The organism is Agrobacterium sp. GW821-FHT02D03 (genome assembly GCF_059421725.1).
Window position 1 is genome coordinate 336,216 of record NZ_JBWKVN010000001.1, and the last position, 16,188, is coordinate 352,403.

Consider the following 16,188-nt stretch of genomic DNA (forward strand, 5'->3'; position numbering starts at 1 on the left):
GGCCCCTCTAAAGGGCTAAGCTTTGAAAGTGAGGGCCTTGAAGATGAGCCGGGTGGCATTGGTAACAGGTGGGACAAGCGGCATCGGCGCTGCGATCGCAAAAGCGTTTCATGCAGCCGGTTATAAGGTCGCGGTCAACTACGTCTTCACAGAGGACCGCGCCGAGGCTTTTCGGCGGACGACTGGAATACCCGCCTATCAATGGGATGTGCGCGATTACGATGCCTGCGTGGCCGGTGTCGCAGAGGTGGAACGAACGCTCGGACCGATCGACATCCTCGTCAACAATGCCGGCATTACCCGTGATGCCATGTTCCACAAGATGACGCCGCAGCAGTGGCGTGATGTGGTCGATACAAATCTCAACGGCGTCTTCAATATGACGCATCCGGTCTGGCCCGGCATGCGGGAGCGGGGCTTCGGTCGCATCATCACCATCTCGTCGATCAACGGCCAGAAGGGCCAGGCGGGTCAGGCGAATTACTCGGCGTCAAAGGCCGGCGATATCGGCCTGACGAAGGCGCTGGCGCAGGAGGGGGCCTCGCGCAACATCACCGTCAACGCCATATGCCCAGGCTATATCGGCACGGAGATGGTCCGCGCCATCCCCGAAACCGTTTTGAACGAGCGCATCCTGCCGCATATTCCAGTCGGTCGATTGGGTGAGCCGGAAGAGATCGCCCGATGCGCATTGTTTCTGGCGTCGGATGAGGCAGGCTTCATCACCGGCTCGACGCTGACGGCCAATGGCGGGCAATATTTCGCCTGATCGCATCACCTTTCCCATCACGAATCCGTGATCGACGGCGCGATGTCGCGATCGGTCTACAGACCCTAATCCGCGATGCCCTGTTAAAGATTCCGCTAAAGCAATGAAAATACGAAGCTTTTCGTCTAGTTTAGAAGCTATCTAAACATATCACATGTCGAAAGCGCGCGGTTGTTTTTCTTGACATCGAATGTCCTGTTTTGGTTTAACAGAAAAAACAACGTGTTGCGTCACGCAGGCAATGGATCATGCTGGTTTGTAGCTGCAATTACATCACCGACAACGACATTCGCGATGTCATCAACGAGCTTCTTGATGAAGACTGTTGGCAGCTCATCGTGCCAGCGAAAGTCTATCACGCCATGCAGAAGCGTGGCCGTTGCTGTGGCTGTTTCCCGACTGTCGTCGACCTGATCATCAAATCGACGGAAGAATATCATGCACGTCGGCACTCGACTGAGGCCGAAGTTTTTGATTTTATGTCCCGCCTAAAACAATTACATGAAGACCACAGGAGAGCGGACATTGAAAGGCGACAAAAGAGTCATCGAGCAGCTTAACGAGGCACTGTTCCTCGAACTCGGTGCAGTGAACCAGTACTGGCTTCACTACCGGCTGTTGAACGACTGGGGCTACACAAAGCTCGCCAAGAAAGAGCGCGCCGAATCGATCGAAGAGATGCAGCACGCTGACAAGATCATCGATCGCATCATTTTCCTCGAAGGCCATCCCAACCTCCAGACCGTTGCACCTTTGCGCATCGGCCAGAACGTCAAGGAAGTGCTGGAAGCCGATCTCGCCGGCGAATACGACGCTCGCACGGCCTACAAGAAGTCCCGCGATATCTGTCACGATGCTGGCGATTACGTTTCGATGAAGCTGTTCGAACAGCTCCTCATCGACGAAGAAGGCCATATCGACTTCCTCGAAACGCAGCTCGATCTTCTCAACAAGATCGGCGAAGCCAAGTACGGTCAGCTCAATGCCGACTCGGCCGATTCTGCGGAATCCGAGTGATCCTTTTGGCAATGAATTGAAAAAGGCGGCAGAGATGCCGCCTTTTTTTATTGCTCTTATGGTTTCATTGCTCTTATGGGGCCAGATGGCGGAATTGCTCGACCACCTGTTCGTAGACCGATCGTTTGAAGGGTACGATCAGCTCGGGCAGGCTTTCCATCGGCTTCCAGTCCCAGGCGTCGAACTCCGCCTCGTTGCTGCCGGGCGGCGGATTGATCTGGATTTCGTTTTCATCGCCATCGAAGCGGAAGGCAAACCACTTCTGTGCCTGACCGCGATATTTGCCGCGTAGCCCGACGCCGATCAGCTGCGGCGGCAGATCGTAATGGATCCAGTCGCGTGCTTCGGCCAGCAGCGTGACCGTCTTCATGCCGGTTTCTTCATAGAGTTCGCGGATGGCGGCAGCGAGCGGCGCCTCGCCCTCATCGATACCGCCCTGCGGCATCTGCCAGAGCTGTGGTGAGCCATCGAACTCAGAATTGCCTTGAGAGATACGGCGCCCGGCCCAGACGAGGCCCTTATCGTTCAGAACCATGATACCGGCGCAGGGGCGGTAGGGCAGATCGTCTGCTTTGATCGACATTCTTGAACCTGGATGTTGATTGTTGGTGGAGCAGACTTACTGTTTGCCGTCTTGCGAGACAAGCGCGGAAACGCCGACGATCTCGATGCCGCGCGCTGCCGCTTCGACCGACCATTTGGAGATGGCCGCTACGCTCTCATCGAAGGCAGAGGCGACACCGATGGCGGAACCGTTGCGCCGCGCTATCCGCTCCAGATCGTCCAGCTTGCGCAGGATGGCAGCGTCATTCACCTGATCGTCCAGTTGCAGATCGGCAAAGCCGATGGGCGTGGACACGGCCTTGGCGATGATGCCGGTGCGCGATTGCGCGGATGATCCGTCATCCAGAAACAGCAGGCCACGCTGGCCGACATCGCGCAGCACCGGCTCAAGTGCCTTGTCGTCCGCCATGAAGCGTGCGCCGAGATAGTTCATCACGCCGGTATAGTTGGTGATCTTCGCCATGGAGCGGTGAAGCCGTTCCAGATTGATCTTGGCTGGATCGGAGACCAGCAGCGTGTCGGGGCCTGGATCGGTGCCGGGATAGCCGAAGGGCTCGAAGGGGATCTGCAGCAGGACCTCATGGCCCTCACGACGGCCCTCCTGCATCCAGCGCTGCAGGCTGTTGCCTGTTGCGGCAAAGCCAAGGGTCACTTCAGCCGGAAGCTCTTTGATCGCCTTCTGCGTGCCCGTCTGGCTAAGCCCCAGGCCGCCGACCACGATGGCGATGCGGGTGCCGCGTGCCCCGGACCAGGGCCTTGCATATTGATCCATCGGCTTCAGCCCGTCGGCGCTGACAATGGGAAGCCTGCCGAAAGGGCTGTCCTCGAGCAGTTCGTCATTCGGTCGCATCGCCACACGCGGGTCTTGGCCAACCGTCTGGCCGGTCATCAGCACGGGCGCGTTGTCAGTGCGGTCTTTCGGCGAAAAGACGGAGACGACATTGCCGTCCGACATGGTGTTGCGCTGGACATTGGCGCCGGAACGTCCGCTTTGGAGGTCGACGGCGCTTTCCCCGTTTGTCGATGCTGCCTGATCCGGCGGTGCTCCCGCTGGTCCCAGCGCCACATCCGGTGCGGTGGAGCTTTTCGCCAGATTGCCGGGAGATAGCGCCGTATAGAGGGATAGCCCGGCCACACCGCCGCCTGCGAGAACCGCAAGCAGCGTCAACACAGAAAAGCGCCGGACGAACCCGGCGCTCTGTTTACGCTTCCGACCCATGAGCGGTTTACGCAGGTCTGATGACAATGGTGTTTCCGTGGCTGATGCGTGATTGACGTCTGACCGGACAGGAAAAGGCACCGGCCTTGGACCGGTGCCTTTGATGTCTTACTGCTTGTTGACGACTGCCTTTTCCGGGTTTGGCGGGAAGGAGGCGTCGGTCTTGGTGCCATGCAGCAGGTCCAGCGCATAGTTCAGCTGGATATCGTCCTTGGCTTCCGGCGGAACGTAAGCTGCAGAGCCCGAGCCTTCTTCGGTTTCGCTCTGGCCCTGGATATGACCGCGCAAGCTGGATTCGCCTTCGGCGCGAACACGGCCCTGAAGTTCCGGCGGCAGAGGCTGTTCCACCTTGATATCCGGCGTAATGCCGGTGCCCTGGATGGATTTGCCGGACGGCGTGTAATAGAGCGCCGTCGTCAGGCGCAGAGCGCCGGTTTCGCCAAGCGGAATGATCGTCTGAACCGAACCCTTGCCGAAGGAACGCGTGCCGACAACCGTCGCACGACGCAGATCCTGCAAGGCGCCTGCGACAATCTCGGACGCCGAGGCGGAACCACCATTGATCAGAACGATGACGGGCTTGCCGTCGGTCAGGTCGCCAGCCGTGGCGTTGAATCTCCGGGTTTCATCCGGATTACGGCCACGGGTGGAGACCACTTCGCCGCGCTCAAGGAAGGCGTCGGACACGTTGATCGCCTGGTCGAGCAGACCGCCCGGGTTCAAGCGCAGATCGAGCACGTAGCCCTTGAGCTTGTCGGCCGGAACGTCCTGCTTGATCTTCTTGATCGCCTTTTCGAGATCGTCATAGGTCTTCTCGGTAAAGGAGATGACGCGCAGATAACCGACATCGCCACCTTCGACGCGCGACTTGACGGCGCGGACCGCGATGATGTCACGCATGACGGTGATGTCGAGCGGCTTGTCGGCGCCCTGGCGGATGATGGTGAGCTTGATCGGCGTCTTGACGGCGCCGCGCATCTTCTCGACCGCGTCTTCCAGTTTCAGGCCGCGCACCGGCTGTCCGTCGATTTCGGAAATGAAGTCGCCGGCAAGAATGCCAGCCTTGGCAGCGGGCGTATCGTCCATCGGCGAGATGACCTTGACCAGCTCGTTTTCCATGGTCACTTCGATGCCGAGGCCGCCAAACTCACCCTTGGTCTGGGTGCGCATGTCGTTGGCATCTTCGGCATTCATGAAGCTCGAATGCGGATCGAGCGAGCTCAGCATGCCATTAATGGCGTTTTCAACCAGCTTCTTGTCATCCGGTGGCGTTACATATTGCGCACGCACCCGCTCGAAGACATCGCCGAAAATCGAGAGCTCCTTGTAGGTGGAAGGGCCTGCTGCCTGCGCCGGCAGGCTGGCAGAATAGATAACGCTCATCGCTGTGGCGCCCATGAGCCCACCGATGAGAAGAAGCGAAGCCTTACGAATCATTACGCGCCCTTCCGGTATTTTTTGCGGACCACCAGGGTTGAGAATCAACCGGCACTCCGTCTTTTCTGAATTCAATGTAAAGCGTTGGCTTGTCAGTTTCCAGCGCCAAAGCCGCCGCACTCGCCACTCTTTTTACGCCCATGGAGGCAATCGGCTCACCGGAGAAAACGAACATGCCCTGCCGCGTTCTCACATTGTCCATGCCCGTCAGTACCAAATGATAACCGTCGCCAGCATTGAGAATGATCATGCGGCCGTAGCTGCGAAACTCTCCAGCAAAAACCACAAAGCCATCGGCTGGCGCTGTTACCAGTGCTTCCGGGCCGGTCGCCACGACGATTCCCTTGGAGAAATGCCCTGTTCCGTCGGCATCGCCGAAGCGTCTCAGCACCTCTCCGGAAACCGGCATTGCCAGCTTACCCTTCAAGCTCGAAAACGGATATGCTGGCGCAATGCGGTTTTTATCGGGCACCCCGGCCTCGGTTTGCGCCTCCAATTTGTCCCGCTCGGCAGGCGGAAGACGGGCGATCCGCTCCTCTTCCAGACGTGCCTTTTCCTTGGCGTCGCGCACCGAGGAAATCTCGTTTTCGAGCGATGAGACAAGGCCCTCCAGGCTGGTCGCCTTGCTTGCAAGTTCTTCTGATCGCTTGCGTTCTGCCTCAAGATCGGCGGTCGTCTGGCTGCTCTTCTTGTCGTTTTCTGCACGCAGCAGATCGAGTCGCTTTTCCTCTTCAAGGCTTGCCGTCATCATGCCGGTCAACTGCTCGCGCTCTCCAGCAATCGCCTGGCGCAGGTCAGTCAACTCTTTGAGAGCGGAAACAAGCTTGTCGGTCTCGGCGCGAATACCGGGAACGACGGCGCCGAGCAGGATCGCGCTTCTAACGGAGGCGAGCGCATCTTCCGGAGAGACGAGAAGGGCCGGTGGCGGATTGCGGCCCATGCGCTGCAGCGCTGCCAACACCTCCGCCAGAACACCGCGGCGTTCGCGAAGCGAGGCTTTCACATCGTCCTCGCGCACGCTCAGTTTCGCCAGACGGTCTTCGCCATCGCTGATCTTGGCTTCCAGATCCTTGCGGCGCTGCGCCGAGGCGATCAGTTCTTCCTTGATCCGGGCCGTGTCCTGGTTCAGCGCTGCAATGCTCTCTTCAAGCTGCCTCGCCTTGTCTTCAGAAAGTCCAATGCTGTCCACCAGTTCCTGCAGATCCTGGCGGTTCTGGTCACGGCGTGTTTCCAGTTCCTGCAATTCGCTCGGTGATTCTGCTGGTGGAGTGCTAGTGGCAGTGGTCGCGGTCGGTGCGGCATCCTGAGCAGAGGCGCGCGACATGGTCAAACACGTCAGTCCGATGAAAAGCGCGACACTTGCCTTCAGCGCAAGCCGACCCGCTGGGGACACAAGCCGGAATGTGTCGCGTGCTGGACCCATGATGTTGTCTTTTACCTGCTCGATAAGATTGGCGACCATACGCTGCTTCGCCGCTTTGCGCCAATAGGTCTTGATGAAGGTGCGAGATAGACCTGCATTTGCGACGAAAGCGTGTCGGATTCAGACCCGGTGGTAGGGGTGGCCGGACAGGATGGTGACGGCGCGGTAAAGCTGTTCGGAAATCAGAAAGCGGACGATCTGGTGCGGCCAGGTCAGCTTGCCAAGGCAGAGTGTGGCGGTTGCCTTCTCGCTCAGCGAAGGGTCGAGCCCGTCCGCGCCGCCGATCGCAATCACCACATCGCGCTTGCCATTGTCGCGCATGGTGGCGAAAAGCTCGGCGAAAGCGGGACTGTCCAGCGCCTTGCCGCGCTCGTCCAGAAGGATCAGTGCGGCACCGTCGGCAAGATGCTTTTCCAGCATCGCCGCTTCTTCGCGTTTGCGCGTGTCCGCGTTGGAGGCACGGCTTTCCTGCACCTCGATCATTTTGGCAAATTCCAGCCCAATCGCCGGGCCGGCCTTGGCGAAGCGATCCAGATAGCGAGACGCAAGCTCTTTCTCAGGGCCGGATTTCAGCCGTCCCACCGCAAAAATTGAAATCCGCATTCACATATCAGCCTGTTCGCAACCCTGTTGGGCTGCGGCTTGTAGCAGGATTGGCTGCGGATTTCCATGCGACCAAAAAAGCCTTCGGCCTAAAGCGTGTCGCGATCCGCGCTTACGCTTTATTCCCTTGCCTTATCGCATGGCGTTATCGCAAAACCGCTGCACAAGTGCGCGGCATGCTTTAACCCGCGATCAATGCAGTGTTTCTTCCTCGATGTCCGGAGTCGCCCACATCTTTTCGATGTTGTAGAACGCCCGCACTTCAGGACGGAACACGTGGATGATGACATCGCCTGCGTCGATCAGCACCCAGTCGCCGGCCTCAAGGCCTTCGACACGCGCGCCGCCGAAACCCTCATCCTTCATATCGGTGATGAGATGTTCGCAGATCGCCGTCACATGCCTGTTCGACCGCCCGGACACGACCACCATGTAGTCTGCCAGCGCCGATTTTCCGGCAATGTTCAGGGAAACGATATCTTCTGCTTTGGAGTCCTCGACACTCGCAAGGACGGTTTCCAGGGCACGACGGGCGGCATCGACGCCACTCTCCTGGCCCTTTGGGATAGCGCTGTAAGCTCTTCCCTTAGCGTGTACTGTTGTCAGAGGTTTTCCTTTCCGAAATGACAAAACAGATACTGCGCGCCGCGATTCTCGACGACGCACAATAAAAGTGGCACCATTGGATTCACTTTTCAAGATGTGGGGAGCGACGCCAGCGCTCACACTTCATTTATGGTGCGGGCTGTTGCCGTTGCGCAAAGCCGTCGAGCTCAGCGTCGAGCGCGGTCCATGGATGAAGACCCAGGCAGGTGCCTGCTTCTTCCACAAGACACCGGCATCGTCCTCATCAATGCGGGCATGGCTGAAGGCCTGCGCCATGGTGGAGGAAAGATAGGCAAGCGTTGCACCTGGGCGATCAATGACGGCAATCGGAAAGGTCTCGGCGATCAGCCGCCATTTTTGCCAGTGATGAAAGGTTCTGAGATTATCCGCCCCCATGACCCAGATGAAATGGGCATGTGGGTTGCGCGCCTTTACCTTTGCCAGCGTATTGGCCGTATAGCTGACACCGAGTGTCTGCTCAAAGGCGGTGATCTTGATGCGTGGGTCGGTGACGAGACTCTCGCAGGCGGCGATACGTTCGGCAAGCGGGGCGAGTTCTGTTCGGTTCTTCAACGGATTGCCAGGCGTCACCATCCACCAGAGTTGATCGAGCCCGAGTCGCCGCATGGCAATTTCCGCCACCAGCGCATGGCCGTCATGGGGCGGATTGAAGGACCCGCCGAACAGACCGATCACCATGCCGCGCTCGGTGTGCGGCATGGTCAGGTAACGTTGGTCAAGTGCCCGATCAGCCGCCAATATCAGATCCGCGTCTGGCCGGTGCCATGCACGCGGTATTTGAAGGACGTCAGCTGTTCGACGCCGACAGGCCCACGCGCATGCATCTTGCCGGTGGCAATGCCGATTTCCGCGCCCATGCCGAACTCGCCACCATCGGCAAATTGTGTGGAGGCATTGTGCAGCAGAATGGCGCTGTCGATCTCGTTGAAGAAGCGGGCAACGACCTCCGGATCTTCGGCGATCACCGCTTCTGTGTGGTTTGAGGAATAGGTACCGATATGCTGTATCGCGCCGTCGATCCCATCCACCAGGGCCACCGAGATGATGGCGTCGAGATATTCCGTGCGCCAGTCCTCCTCATTCGCCAGCGTCACGCCTGCAACGGCGTTTTGCACCTCATCCGAACCGCGTACTTCGCAGCCCGCCTCCAGCAGGATTTTCACCAGGGGTTCCAGATGGGTCGCAGCAACTGCGCGATCGACCAGCAAGGTTTCGGCAGAGCCGCAAATACCAGTGCGGCGCATCTTGGCGTTCAGAACGATCTTCTTTGCCATCTCAAGGTCGGCGGATTTGTCGACATAGACGTGGCAGATGCCTTCCAGGTGCGCAAAGACGGGCACACGGGCTTCTGTCTGCACACGCCCGACCAGGCTTTTTCCGCCACGCGGCACGATGACATCGACGGTGCCACCCAAGCCGCCAAGCAGCAGGCCGACGGCGGCGCGATCGGTCACCGGCACGAGTTGGATCGCATGCTCTGGAAGCCCAGCGATCTTCAGACCTTCCACCAGGCAGGCATGGATAGCCCGCGATGAATATTGCGAATCCGATCCGCCGCGCAGGATCACGGCATTGCCGGCCTTGAGGCACAGCGCACCGGCATCCGCCGTCACATTCGGACGGCTCTCATAGATCACGCCAATGACGCCGAGAGGTGTGCGAACACGCTCGATCTTCAAGCCGTTGGGACGATCCCAGGCGGCGATCACCTCACCGACGGGATCCGCAAGATTGGCAATCGCCCGGATGCCTTCGGAAATGCCGGCGATGCGCGACGGGTCGAGTTTTAGTCGATCGATGAAGGAGCCGGCCACGCCCGCCTGTTCCGCTGCCGCGACATCCTGTCTGTTGGCATCGAGAATGCGGTCCACAGATGCATCGATGGCCGATGCCATGGCGAGAAGCGCGCGGTTCTTCTTTGCGGTCGCAGCGATGGACAACGGTCGTGAAGCAGCTTTCGCCTGAGCGCCGATGTTCATCATCAGCGCATCGACAGACTGGCTTTGCTTCACGGCCTGGTCAGGCATCGACTTCATCCTTCTTTGCTTTTTTGATTTTCACGGCAGCGCCGGTCATCACCAGATCGTCGCGGTGGATCATCGCCGAGCGCCCGACATAACCGAGGATCGCTTCGATCTCGTTGGACTTGTGTCCATTGATGCGGCGTGCCTCGTCGGCATCGTAGCCAGCGAGTCCGCGCGCTATCTCGCGGCCTTGCGAACCGATAATGGCAACGGCATCGCCGCGGCCGAAATTGCCCTTTACCAGTTTGACGCCGGCAGGCAGCAGGCTCTTGCCCTGATGAAGCGCCTTTTCGGCACCCTCATCCACATGCATTTCGCCGGCGGGCTGAAGCTGGCCTGCGATCCAGGTCTTGCGGGCTGTCACGGGCGTGCCGGAAGGCGCAAACCACGAGGAGCGCGCACCGTTCTCGATGGCTTTCAGCGGATGCAGCGTCTTACCCGATGCGATGATCATGGCGCAACCGGCAGCCGTGGCGATCTTGCCCGCATCGATCTTGGTGCGCATGCCGCCACGCGACAGTTCCGACGCGGCACCACCGGCCATGGCCTCGATTTCGGGCGTGATGTCCGCGATGGTTTCGAGAAACCTGGCGTCCGGGTCGAGATGCGGAGGGGCTGTGTAGAGGCCGTCAATGTCGGAGAGCAGAACGAGTAGATCCGCACCCGTCATGGTGGCAACGCGGGCGGCCAGCCGATCATTGTCGCCGTAGCGGATTTCGGTCGTCGCCACCGTGTCGTTTTCATTGATGATCGGCGTCGCACCGATCTTCAGCAACTGATTGATCGTCGCGCGCGCATTGAGATAGCGGCGGCGTTCTTCCGTGTCGGAAAGCGTCAGCAGGATCTGTCCCGCGACGATGTCATGCTTGGAAAGGCTTTCCGACCATGCGCGTGCCAGTGCGATCTGCCCGACGGCTGCTGCCGCCTGGCTTTCCTCCAGCTTCAGCGCGCCGGCTGGAAATTTAAGAACCGTTCGGCCAAGCGCGATCGCGCCGGAAGATACGACCTGCACATCGGCGCCGTTCTTCTTCAGCGCCGCGATATCATCGCAGATCGCATCAAGCCAATCCTTCCTCAGCCCCGTCTTGCGGTCCACCAGAAGCGCGGAGCCGATCTTGATGACGATGCGATGATGGCTGCCAAGCGGTTTTCTGGCAGATGTCATAGACGGTCGTCTCCGTCCTCTAGCTCTTCAATCGGCATGGAGCGGTCGGGAAGTGCAGTCTCGCCGCCTTCGCTGGCATCGACGATCACATCGCGCAGCGCGCGAAGCGCCTCCGTCATGCCGATATGGGCGGCAGCCGAAAGAAGAAGCGGGGGACGGCCACAGGCCTTTTCCAGTTCCTTGGCCTTCTTCTTCAGTTCCTTTTCGTCCAGCACGTCGATCTGCGACAGGGCGACGATCTCGCGCTTGTCGGTCAGGCCGCCGCCATAGGCGTTCAGTTCCGCCTTGACGGTCTTATAGGCCTGGCCAACCTTTTCTTCCTGCGCGGACACCAGATGAAGCAGCACGCGGGTGCGCTCCACATGGCCGAGGAAGCGGTCGCCGATACCCACACCTTCATGCGCGCCTTCGATCAAGCCTGGAATATCGGCCAGAATGAATTCGCGACCGTCAATCGTGGCAACGCCGAGATTGGGGTGGAGCGTGGTGAAGGGATAGTTGGCGATCTTCGGACGTGCGCGCGTTACCGTTGCCAGGAAGGTCGACTTGCCGGCATTGGGCAAACCGACGAGACCGGCATCGGCGATCAGCTTCAGGCGAAGCCAGATCGTTTTTTCTTCACCTGCAAGGCCCGGATTGGCATGCGTCGGTGCCTGATTGGTGGAGGATTTGAAATAGGCATTACCGAAGCCGCCATTGCCGCCTGCGGCCAAACGAAAGCGCTGGCCTTCCTTGGTCAGGTCAATGATCAGCGTCTCGTTGTCTTCTTCGAAGATCTGGGTTCCGACCGGCACCTTTAGCACCACATCCGATCCCTTGGCGCCAGTGCGGGTCTTGCCCATGCCGTGCTGGCCGATCGAGGCCTTGAAGTGCTGCTGGAAACGGAAGTCGATCAGCGTGTTGAGGCCATTGACGACCTCGACCCACACGTCACCGCCGCGACCGCCATCGCCGCCATCAGGGCCGCCGAACTCGATGAACTTTTCACGCCGGAAGGAGACGGCGCCTGCACCGCCATCGCCGGACTTGATATAGACTTTTGCTTCATCGAGAAATTTCATCGGACTGCCGTTCTGTCAGCTTGCATGCGGTCATGGCCGGGCCATCCGCTCTAAAAAGGTTCTGTCGCCTGGAATATAGCCGCTTGCCCTGAAGGTCAAAGATTATCATGGGCAAGCGCTTATGGAACAAGGCCGGTTTGCGACAAAACCGGCCTTGTCCATTGCGTTGTGCGTTACGGTCGGACGAAGCCTTCCGCCGTCAGCTCGGTGTCGATATGCGCCACCATGGTGGCACGCGCGACCGCATAGACCTCACTGCAGCCGGTAATGCGGAAGCCGAGCTTCTCCTGCACGTTGAGCGAGGCCGGGTTATCGGCAAAGACGCCCGAATGCAGAACCTCGTTGGGCATACGCCGGAAGAACCGCTCGACGACGGCGCCGACGGCTTCCGTCATGTAGCCCTTGCCCCAGTAGAAGCGGTTCAGCCAGTAGCCGAGGTGCCATTGACCGTGACGCCGCTCTACCGACACCACGCCGATCAGGGTGTCATCACCGGTGGTGATGGCGAAATCCCAATCGGGCAGGGTGCCTGACGTCCGCAGGATCAGCCATTCCAGCGCGTCCTGCTTGTAGTAGGGCGCGGGAACGCGAGCCAACATGCGGGTGACCTGGAAGTCGGCAAGCGTATCCGCAATCGAGCCCGCATCGGTGAGCCGCTGGGGCCGGAGCACCAGCCGTTCGGTCTGGATCGTCGGGCAAGGGCCGGGCGGCGGGGTCGTTTCGACGCTGCGGGGACGCATCAGCTGAGCCGTACTCATCGCATGTCTCCCCAGCTTCTCAATGATACCCATGTCTTGCGATCCAGCCTGTACCATTCAACCGGGACCATGGCGCCCAGCGCCAGCGATCCGACCATGCCGGAACCCTGCAGCTGAAACCCGCACTTTTGTATGACACGGCGAGAGCCGATATTGGTCACCCGGCACCGCGCATCGATCTGGTCGATCTCGCGGGTACGGAAGGCCATGTCGATCAGCGCGTGGGCCGCTTCGGTGGTGTAACCCCTGTTCCAATAGGGTTCGCCAAGCCAGTAGCCCATCTCAAGGGTCTTTTCGTCTTCCTGCGGCTCCAGTCCGCAGCACCCCATGAACTCGCCATTGTCCATGCGCGTAATCGCATAGACGCACTTGCCAATCTCGCCATTTGCTGCACGGCGCACAAAATCCGCGGCGTCTTTCGCCGTGTAAGGGTGCGGCATGCGCGACACCATGGTCGCGATGTTGGCGTTGTTGGCAAGATGGGCAAGGGCGTCGATGTCTTCTTCGTGGGGTTTGCGCAAGACAAGTCTTTGCGACAACAAGACGGGGCAATCGCTCCTTGACCGTTCAGGTCTTATCCGTTCTTCGGGTGACCGTGATTGGTCGACCCTCAACAATTCAGCTTGCATGGTTCAGTCCTCCGTGGAGTTAAAGAAAAAAGGGGAGTTGGGTGGTGCCCCAACTCCCCTTTTTTGTGACTGAACCTGTTACGTCTCAGCCGGGTCATTGGGACACCGGCTGCATATGACGCTTACCGGCTTATTCTGCGGCTTCCGCTTTCGGCGCTACGGACACGAATACGCGACCATTGGCCTTCGTGCGGAAGTTAACGTTGCCTGCCGTGAGTGCAAAAAGCGTATGATCTTTGCCCATGCCGACATTGGCGTCGGGATGCCACTGCGTGCCACGCTGACGAACGATAATGTTGCCTGGAATGACGGCTTCGCCGCCGAACTTCTTCACGCCAAGGCGCTTGGAGTTGGAATCGCGACCGTTACGCGAAGAACCGCCAGCTTTTTTGTGTGCCATTGGATTGCTCCTTTAAACCTAGTTTCCCGTGTCGCGCCGATTAGGCAGCAACGATGTCCGTGATACGGACGACAGTGTGATGCTGACGATGGCCGCGCGTACGCTTGGAGTTCTGACGACGACGCTTCTTGAAGGCGATGACCTTCTTGCCGCGGTTGTGCTCGACAACTTCAGCCTTGACCGTTGCGCCTGCAACGAAAGGTGCACCGAACTTTGCATCAGCGCCAACGCCGACAACGAGAACTTCAGTGAATTCTACAGTTGCGCCTGCGTCTGCTTCCAGCTTTTCGATGGTCAGCACGTCGTTGGCGCTTACGCGGTACTGCTTACCGCCGGTCTTGATGACTGCGAACATTTTTTATCCTTTCATGTTCGTTCCGGCTCTGCGCTTTTGGCGCTGGCCGTCTTTTTATCAGTCGGAGTAGCGGAAATTCGTCCAGGCAAATGCCCTTGGAAACTCTGCCGGTGGACCGCTTTTTTCAAAGCGGAGTAAACGGAAGGCGCAATACGCCATCAATTTGGCTGCGAATTACGCGAGCGAGGCCTTTATGTCAAGGTTCAAAACGGCCTAAAAACGACGGCTGCGCCTAGAAAATCAGGCCTTTTGCGCCGTTGTTGCAAACAGGTCTCGAATTTTATGTCGCAAGGGTTTATATCAGCCCCACAGCAAGGAGCAGAAATGGCCCGCATAGACAGTACCGACGATTGGCGGGATCGCCACGCGCCGACAATATCAGCGTTTGAATCGCTTGCCATTGAGGCATATGGCCACCTGCCGGAAGAATTTCGTGCGCTAACGAAAGATCTGATCATCGAGATCTCGGAGTTTCCGACCGACGACGTGTTCGAGGACATGGCGCTCGAAACGCCGTTCGACCTGCTCGGCCTTTTTGAGGGCCGCGGCATTTCGGAGCGTTTCACCATGGAAACCGGCGAGATGGTCAACCGCATCACGCTCTATCGGCGCCCGATCCTGGACTACTGGGCCGAGAACGAAGAGACGCTTGGCGACATCATCACGCACGTCCTCATCCACGAAATCGGCCATCACTTCGGCCTGTCGGACGACGACATGGAGCGGATCGAGGAAAGCGCGGACGACGCGGCTGCAGATCGCGGGTGAGTGACTTAGCTTGCGTGCGCGTGTGCGACAAAGCCGCAACGCCCGCTTTTTGTCATCCTCGCCCTTGAGGCGAGGATCCATAAGCCATTGACACTATTGGTAAAGGTGGATCCTCGGGTCAAGCCCGAGGATGACGGTAGAAGAGGCCTCGACCGTCACAACCGCTCTTACTGCTCACCCAGCTTCATATCGGGATGATAGTCCTTGCCCTCGACGGTCTTCGTCACCGCCTGGCCGCAATGCATGATGCCGGCTGCGGCGTTGAAGGCGTAGCTTGGTGAGCCTGCGAGTTCCCAGCCCTTGTTGAGAGCGTCGGTGACGCGGTGACAGAATTTCGCGTCGTCCGGGCCCGTGATGAAACGATAGACCTTCATGTGTTTCCTGCCTTTCTTGCGGCGATGATCTCGGCGATGGCGACGAGGCGTTCTGCGCCGGCCACATGCAGCCGTTCGATCATACGTCCGTTGATGTTGATGACGTTCAATCCCACAGATTCGGGTTTTGCGAAAGCCGCGATCGTCTCGCGCGCCTCTACAAGTGCCGCCTCATCGGGAGTGAAGGCGGTGTTTGCCGCCTCGATCTGCGCCGGGTGGATCAGCATCTTGCCATCAAAGCCCATGTAGCGACCCTGCTCGCATTCCATGGCGAAGGCATCCAGATCGCGGAAATCGTTGGAAACGCTGTCGATCACTTCGAGGCCATAAGCCCGGGCCGCAAGCACCACCTGCATCAGCCAGGGGAAGAGATAGGTGCGCCCCGGTCTTGCCGGAACGCGGGTATCCTTGCGCAGATCATTCAGGCCCACCACGAAGGCGCTAAGCCTTGCGGCTTTGGTATGCGCGGCTTCGGCAATCGCTGCGGCGTTCAGGATGCCGCGCGGTGTTTCGATCATCGCCCAGATCTGCATCTCTTCCGGAGCGTCGGCTTCGTCCAGAAGGTCGGCAAGTTCGTGAATGTCGGAGGGCTGCTCGACCTTTGGCAAGAGTACGGCTTGGGGGCCGCAGGTCAGCGCAGCCTCCACATCCTTGAGCCCGGCCTGCGTGGACAGCGGATTGATGCGGATGATCGCTTCGCGGTTTGCCAGCGGCGTCTCGCGGAAGAAGGACAGGAGGTTGCTGCGCGCCTCATCCTTCATGTCGGGAGCAACCGAATCTTCCAGGTCAAAGATCGCGCCATCGCAGTCAAGAGAGCTTAGCTTTTGGAGGGCGCGCAGGTTGATTGCAGGCACAGACAGCAGCGAACGGCGCGGGCGTGCAGTATTATCGACAAAAAATTCGGCCATGCCCCACTTGTGTCAATCTTTTGTTACATCTGCAAGGTCGATGACGGTGTGAAACCTCTTGCAAGCGTCAAGAAGAAGGCCCACATT

At 59.0% G+C, this 16,188-nt stretch carries 20 protein-coding genes; 4 read left to right on the plus strand and 16 right to left on the minus strand.

Going from position 1 to position 16,188, the window contains the following annotated elements; translation table 11 throughout:
• Positions 1-43 precede the first annotated feature (43 nt).
• The 3 genes from phbB to bfr all read left to right on the plus strand — a co-directional run bounded on the left by phbB (position 44) and on the right by bfr (position 1,786).
• Positions 44-769: an acetoacetyl-CoA reductase gene (gene phbB, locus AC07U5_RS01520; RefSeq protein WP_313557001.1), complete on the plus strand. Its 726-nt coding sequence runs from the start codon at positions 44-46 to the stop codon at positions 767-769.
• Positions 770-1,017: 248 nt separating this feature from the next.
• Positions 1,018-1,329, plus strand: coding sequence for a (2Fe-2S)-binding protein (locus tag AC07U5_RS01525; protein ID WP_494722109.1), 312 nt, complete (start codon positions 1,018-1,020; stop codon positions 1,327-1,329).
• A complete protein-coding gene (bfr, locus tag AC07U5_RS01530; protein WP_027673553.1) occupies positions 1,295-1,786 on the plus strand; it encodes a bacterioferritin in 492 nt (163 codons plus the stop codon). Before AC07U5_RS01525 ends, bfr begins: the two co-directional genes overlap by 35 nt.
• Positions 1,787-1,859: 73 nt before the next feature.
• Here bfr and AC07U5_RS01535 read toward each other — a convergent pair whose 3' ends face one another.
• The 14 genes from AC07U5_RS01535 to rplU all read right to left on the minus strand — a co-directional run bounded on the left by AC07U5_RS01535 (position 1,860) and on the right by rplU (position 14,051).
• Positions 1,860-2,369: an RNA pyrophosphohydrolase gene (locus tag AC07U5_RS01535; RefSeq protein WP_494722110.1), complete on the minus strand. Its 510-nt coding sequence runs from the start codon at positions 2,367-2,369 to the stop codon at positions 1,860-1,862.
• A 36-nt stretch (positions 2,370-2,405) separates the two neighbouring features.
• Positions 2,406-3,596 (minus strand): divergent polysaccharide deacetylase family protein, encoded by a 1,191-nt coding sequence (locus AC07U5_RS01540; RefSeq protein WP_494722111.1) that lies wholly within the window; start codon positions 3,594-3,596, stop codon positions 2,406-2,408.
• Positions 3,597-3,677: 81 nt separating this feature from the next.
• Complete coding sequence (locus tag AC07U5_RS01545; protein WP_062424753.1) at positions 3,678-5,006, minus strand: S41 family peptidase; 1,329 nt, start codon at positions 5,004-5,006, stop codon at positions 3,678-3,680.
• A complete protein-coding gene (locus AC07U5_RS01550; RefSeq protein ID WP_443268111.1) occupies positions 4,996-6,330 on the minus strand; it encodes a murein hydrolase activator EnvC family protein in 1,335 nt (444 codons plus the stop codon). Before AC07U5_RS01550 ends, AC07U5_RS01545 begins: the two co-directional genes overlap by 11 nt.
• Positions 6,331-6,549: 219 nt before the next feature.
• Positions 6,550-7,032 carry a 23S rRNA (pseudouridine(1915)-N(3))-methyltransferase RlmH gene (gene rlmH / locus AC07U5_RS01555; RefSeq protein ID WP_062424754.1) on the minus strand — a complete coding sequence of 161 codons (483 nt, stop codon included), beginning with the start codon at positions 7,030-7,032 and terminating at the stop codon, positions 6,550-6,552.
• A gap of 192 nt (positions 7,033-7,224) precedes the next feature.
• Complete coding sequence (rsfS, locus tag AC07U5_RS01560) at positions 7,225-7,662, minus strand: ribosome silencing factor (protein ID WP_162739588.1); 438 nt, start codon at positions 7,660-7,662, stop codon at positions 7,225-7,227.
• A gap of 99 nt (positions 7,663-7,761) precedes the next feature.
• Positions 7,762-8,358: a nicotinate-nucleotide adenylyltransferase gene (locus tag AC07U5_RS01565; RefSeq protein WP_130978613.1), complete on the minus strand. Its 597-nt coding sequence runs from the start codon at positions 8,356-8,358 to the stop codon at positions 7,762-7,764.
• A 41-nt stretch (positions 8,359-8,399) separates the two neighbouring features.
• On the minus strand, positions 8,400-9,686 hold the full coding sequence (locus AC07U5_RS01570; RefSeq protein ID WP_494722112.1) for a glutamate-5-semialdehyde dehydrogenase: 1,287 nt from the start codon (positions 9,684-9,686) through the stop codon (positions 8,400-8,402).
• Positions 9,679-10,848 carry a glutamate 5-kinase gene (gene proB / locus AC07U5_RS01575; RefSeq protein WP_494722113.1) on the minus strand — a complete coding sequence of 390 codons (1,170 nt, stop codon included), beginning with the start codon at positions 10,846-10,848 and terminating at the stop codon, positions 9,679-9,681. Before proB ends, AC07U5_RS01570 begins: the two co-directional genes overlap by 8 nt.
• Positions 10,845-11,909 (minus strand): GTPase ObgE, encoded by a 1,065-nt coding sequence (gene obgE, locus AC07U5_RS01580; RefSeq protein ID WP_062424758.1) that lies wholly within the window; start codon positions 11,907-11,909, stop codon positions 10,845-10,847. The genes proB and obgE overlap by 4 nt, the downstream gene beginning before the upstream one ends.
• Positions 11,910-12,082: 173 nt before the next feature.
• A complete protein-coding gene (locus tag AC07U5_RS01585) occupies positions 12,083-12,667 on the minus strand; it encodes a GNAT family N-acetyltransferase (protein WP_448746634.1) in 585 nt (194 codons plus the stop codon).
• Positions 12,664-13,296, minus strand: coding sequence for a GNAT family N-acetyltransferase (locus tag AC07U5_RS01590; RefSeq protein ID WP_062424760.1), 633 nt, complete (start codon positions 13,294-13,296; stop codon positions 12,664-12,666). The genes AC07U5_RS01585 and AC07U5_RS01590 overlap by 4 nt, the downstream gene beginning before the upstream one ends.
• Before the next feature lie 130 nt (positions 13,297-13,426).
• Entirely contained in the window at positions 13,427-13,696 is a 270-nt protein-coding gene (rpmA, locus tag AC07U5_RS01595) for a 50S ribosomal protein L27 (RefSeq protein ID WP_062424761.1), read from the minus strand.
• Positions 13,697-13,736: 40 nt separating this feature from the next.
• Entirely contained in the window at positions 13,737-14,051 is a 315-nt protein-coding gene (rplU, locus tag AC07U5_RS01600; RefSeq protein ID WP_062424762.1) for a 50S ribosomal protein L21, read from the minus strand.
• A 324-nt stretch (positions 14,052-14,375) separates the two neighbouring features.
• Between rplU and AC07U5_RS01605 the strand changes: the two genes are divergently transcribed.
• On the plus strand, positions 14,376-14,819 hold the full coding sequence (locus AC07U5_RS01605) for a metallopeptidase family protein (protein WP_062424763.1): 444 nt from the start codon (positions 14,376-14,378) through the stop codon (positions 14,817-14,819).
• A gap of 167 nt (positions 14,820-14,986) precedes the next feature.
• Here the strand turns inward: AC07U5_RS01605 and AC07U5_RS01610 are convergent, their stop codons facing one another.
• The gene (locus AC07U5_RS01610; RefSeq protein ID WP_062424764.1) at positions 14,987-15,193 is read right to left on the minus strand and encodes a DUF1737 domain-containing protein; all 207 of its coding nucleotides are present in this window, start codon (positions 15,191-15,193) and stop codon (positions 14,987-14,989) included.
• Entirely contained in the window at positions 15,190-16,101 is a 912-nt protein-coding gene (locus AC07U5_RS01615; protein WP_494722114.1) for an HpcH/HpaI aldolase/citrate lyase family protein, read from the minus strand. The genes AC07U5_RS01610 and AC07U5_RS01615 overlap by 4 nt, the downstream gene beginning before the upstream one ends.
• Positions 16,102-16,188: the final 87 nt, after the last annotated feature.

Coding starts and splice junctions, on each gene's coding strand:
- rplU (WP_062424762.1), bottom strand. CDS start 14,051: ATGTTCGCAGTCATCAAGACCGGCGGTAAGCAGTACCGCGTAAGCGCC.
- AC07U5_RS01550 (WP_443268111.1), bottom strand. CDS start 6,330: ATGTCGCGCGCCTCTGCTCAGGATGCCGCACCGACCGCGACCACTGCC.
- rpmA (WP_062424761.1), bottom strand. CDS start 13,696: ATGGCACACAAAAAAGCTGGCGGTTCTTCGCGTAACGGTCGCGATTCC.
- AC07U5_RS01525 (WP_494722109.1), top strand. CDS start 1,018: ATGCTGGTTTGTAGCTGCAATTACATCACCGACAACGACATTCGCGAT.
- AC07U5_RS01590 (WP_062424760.1), bottom strand. CDS start 13,296: ATGCAAGCTGAATTGTTGAGGGTCGACCAATCACGGTCACCCGAAGAA.
- phbB (WP_313557001.1), top strand. CDS start 44: ATGAGCCGGGTGGCATTGGTAACAGGTGGGACAAGCGGCATCGGCGCT.
- rlmH (WP_062424754.1), bottom strand. CDS start 7,032: ATGCGGATTTCAATTTTTGCGGTGGGACGGCTGAAATCCGGCCCTGAG.
- AC07U5_RS01605 (WP_062424763.1), top strand. CDS start 14,376: ATGGCCCGCATAGACAGTACCGACGATTGGCGGGATCGCCACGCGCCG.
- proB (WP_494722113.1), bottom strand. CDS start 10,848: ATGACATCTGCCAGAAAACCGCTTGGCAGCCATCATCGCATCGTCATC.
- obgE (WP_062424758.1), bottom strand. CDS start 11,909: ATGAAATTTCTCGATGAAGCAAAAGTCTATATCAAGTCCGGCGATGGC.
- AC07U5_RS01615 (WP_494722114.1), bottom strand. CDS start 16,101: ATGGCCGAATTTTTTGTCGATAATACTGCACGCCCGCGCCGTTCGCTG.
- AC07U5_RS01610 (WP_062424764.1), bottom strand. CDS start 15,193: ATGAAGGTCTATCGTTTCATCACGGGCCCGGACGACGCGAAATTCTGT.
- AC07U5_RS01565 (WP_130978613.1), bottom strand. CDS start 8,358: ATGCCGCACACCGAGCGCGGCATGGTGATCGGTCTGTTCGGCGGGTCC.
- AC07U5_RS01545 (WP_062424753.1), bottom strand. CDS start 5,006: ATGATTCGTAAGGCTTCGCTTCTTCTCATCGGTGGGCTCATGGGCGCC.
- AC07U5_RS01570 (WP_494722112.1), bottom strand. CDS start 9,686: ATGCCTGACCAGGCCGTGAAGCAAAGCCAGTCTGTCGATGCGCTGATG.
- AC07U5_RS01535 (WP_494722110.1), bottom strand. CDS start 2,369: ATGTCGATCAAAGCAGACGATCTGCCCTACCGCCCCTGCGCCGGTATC.
- AC07U5_RS01585 (WP_448746634.1), bottom strand. CDS start 12,667: ATGAGTACGGCTCAGCTGATGCGTCCCCGCAGCGTCGAAACGACCCCG.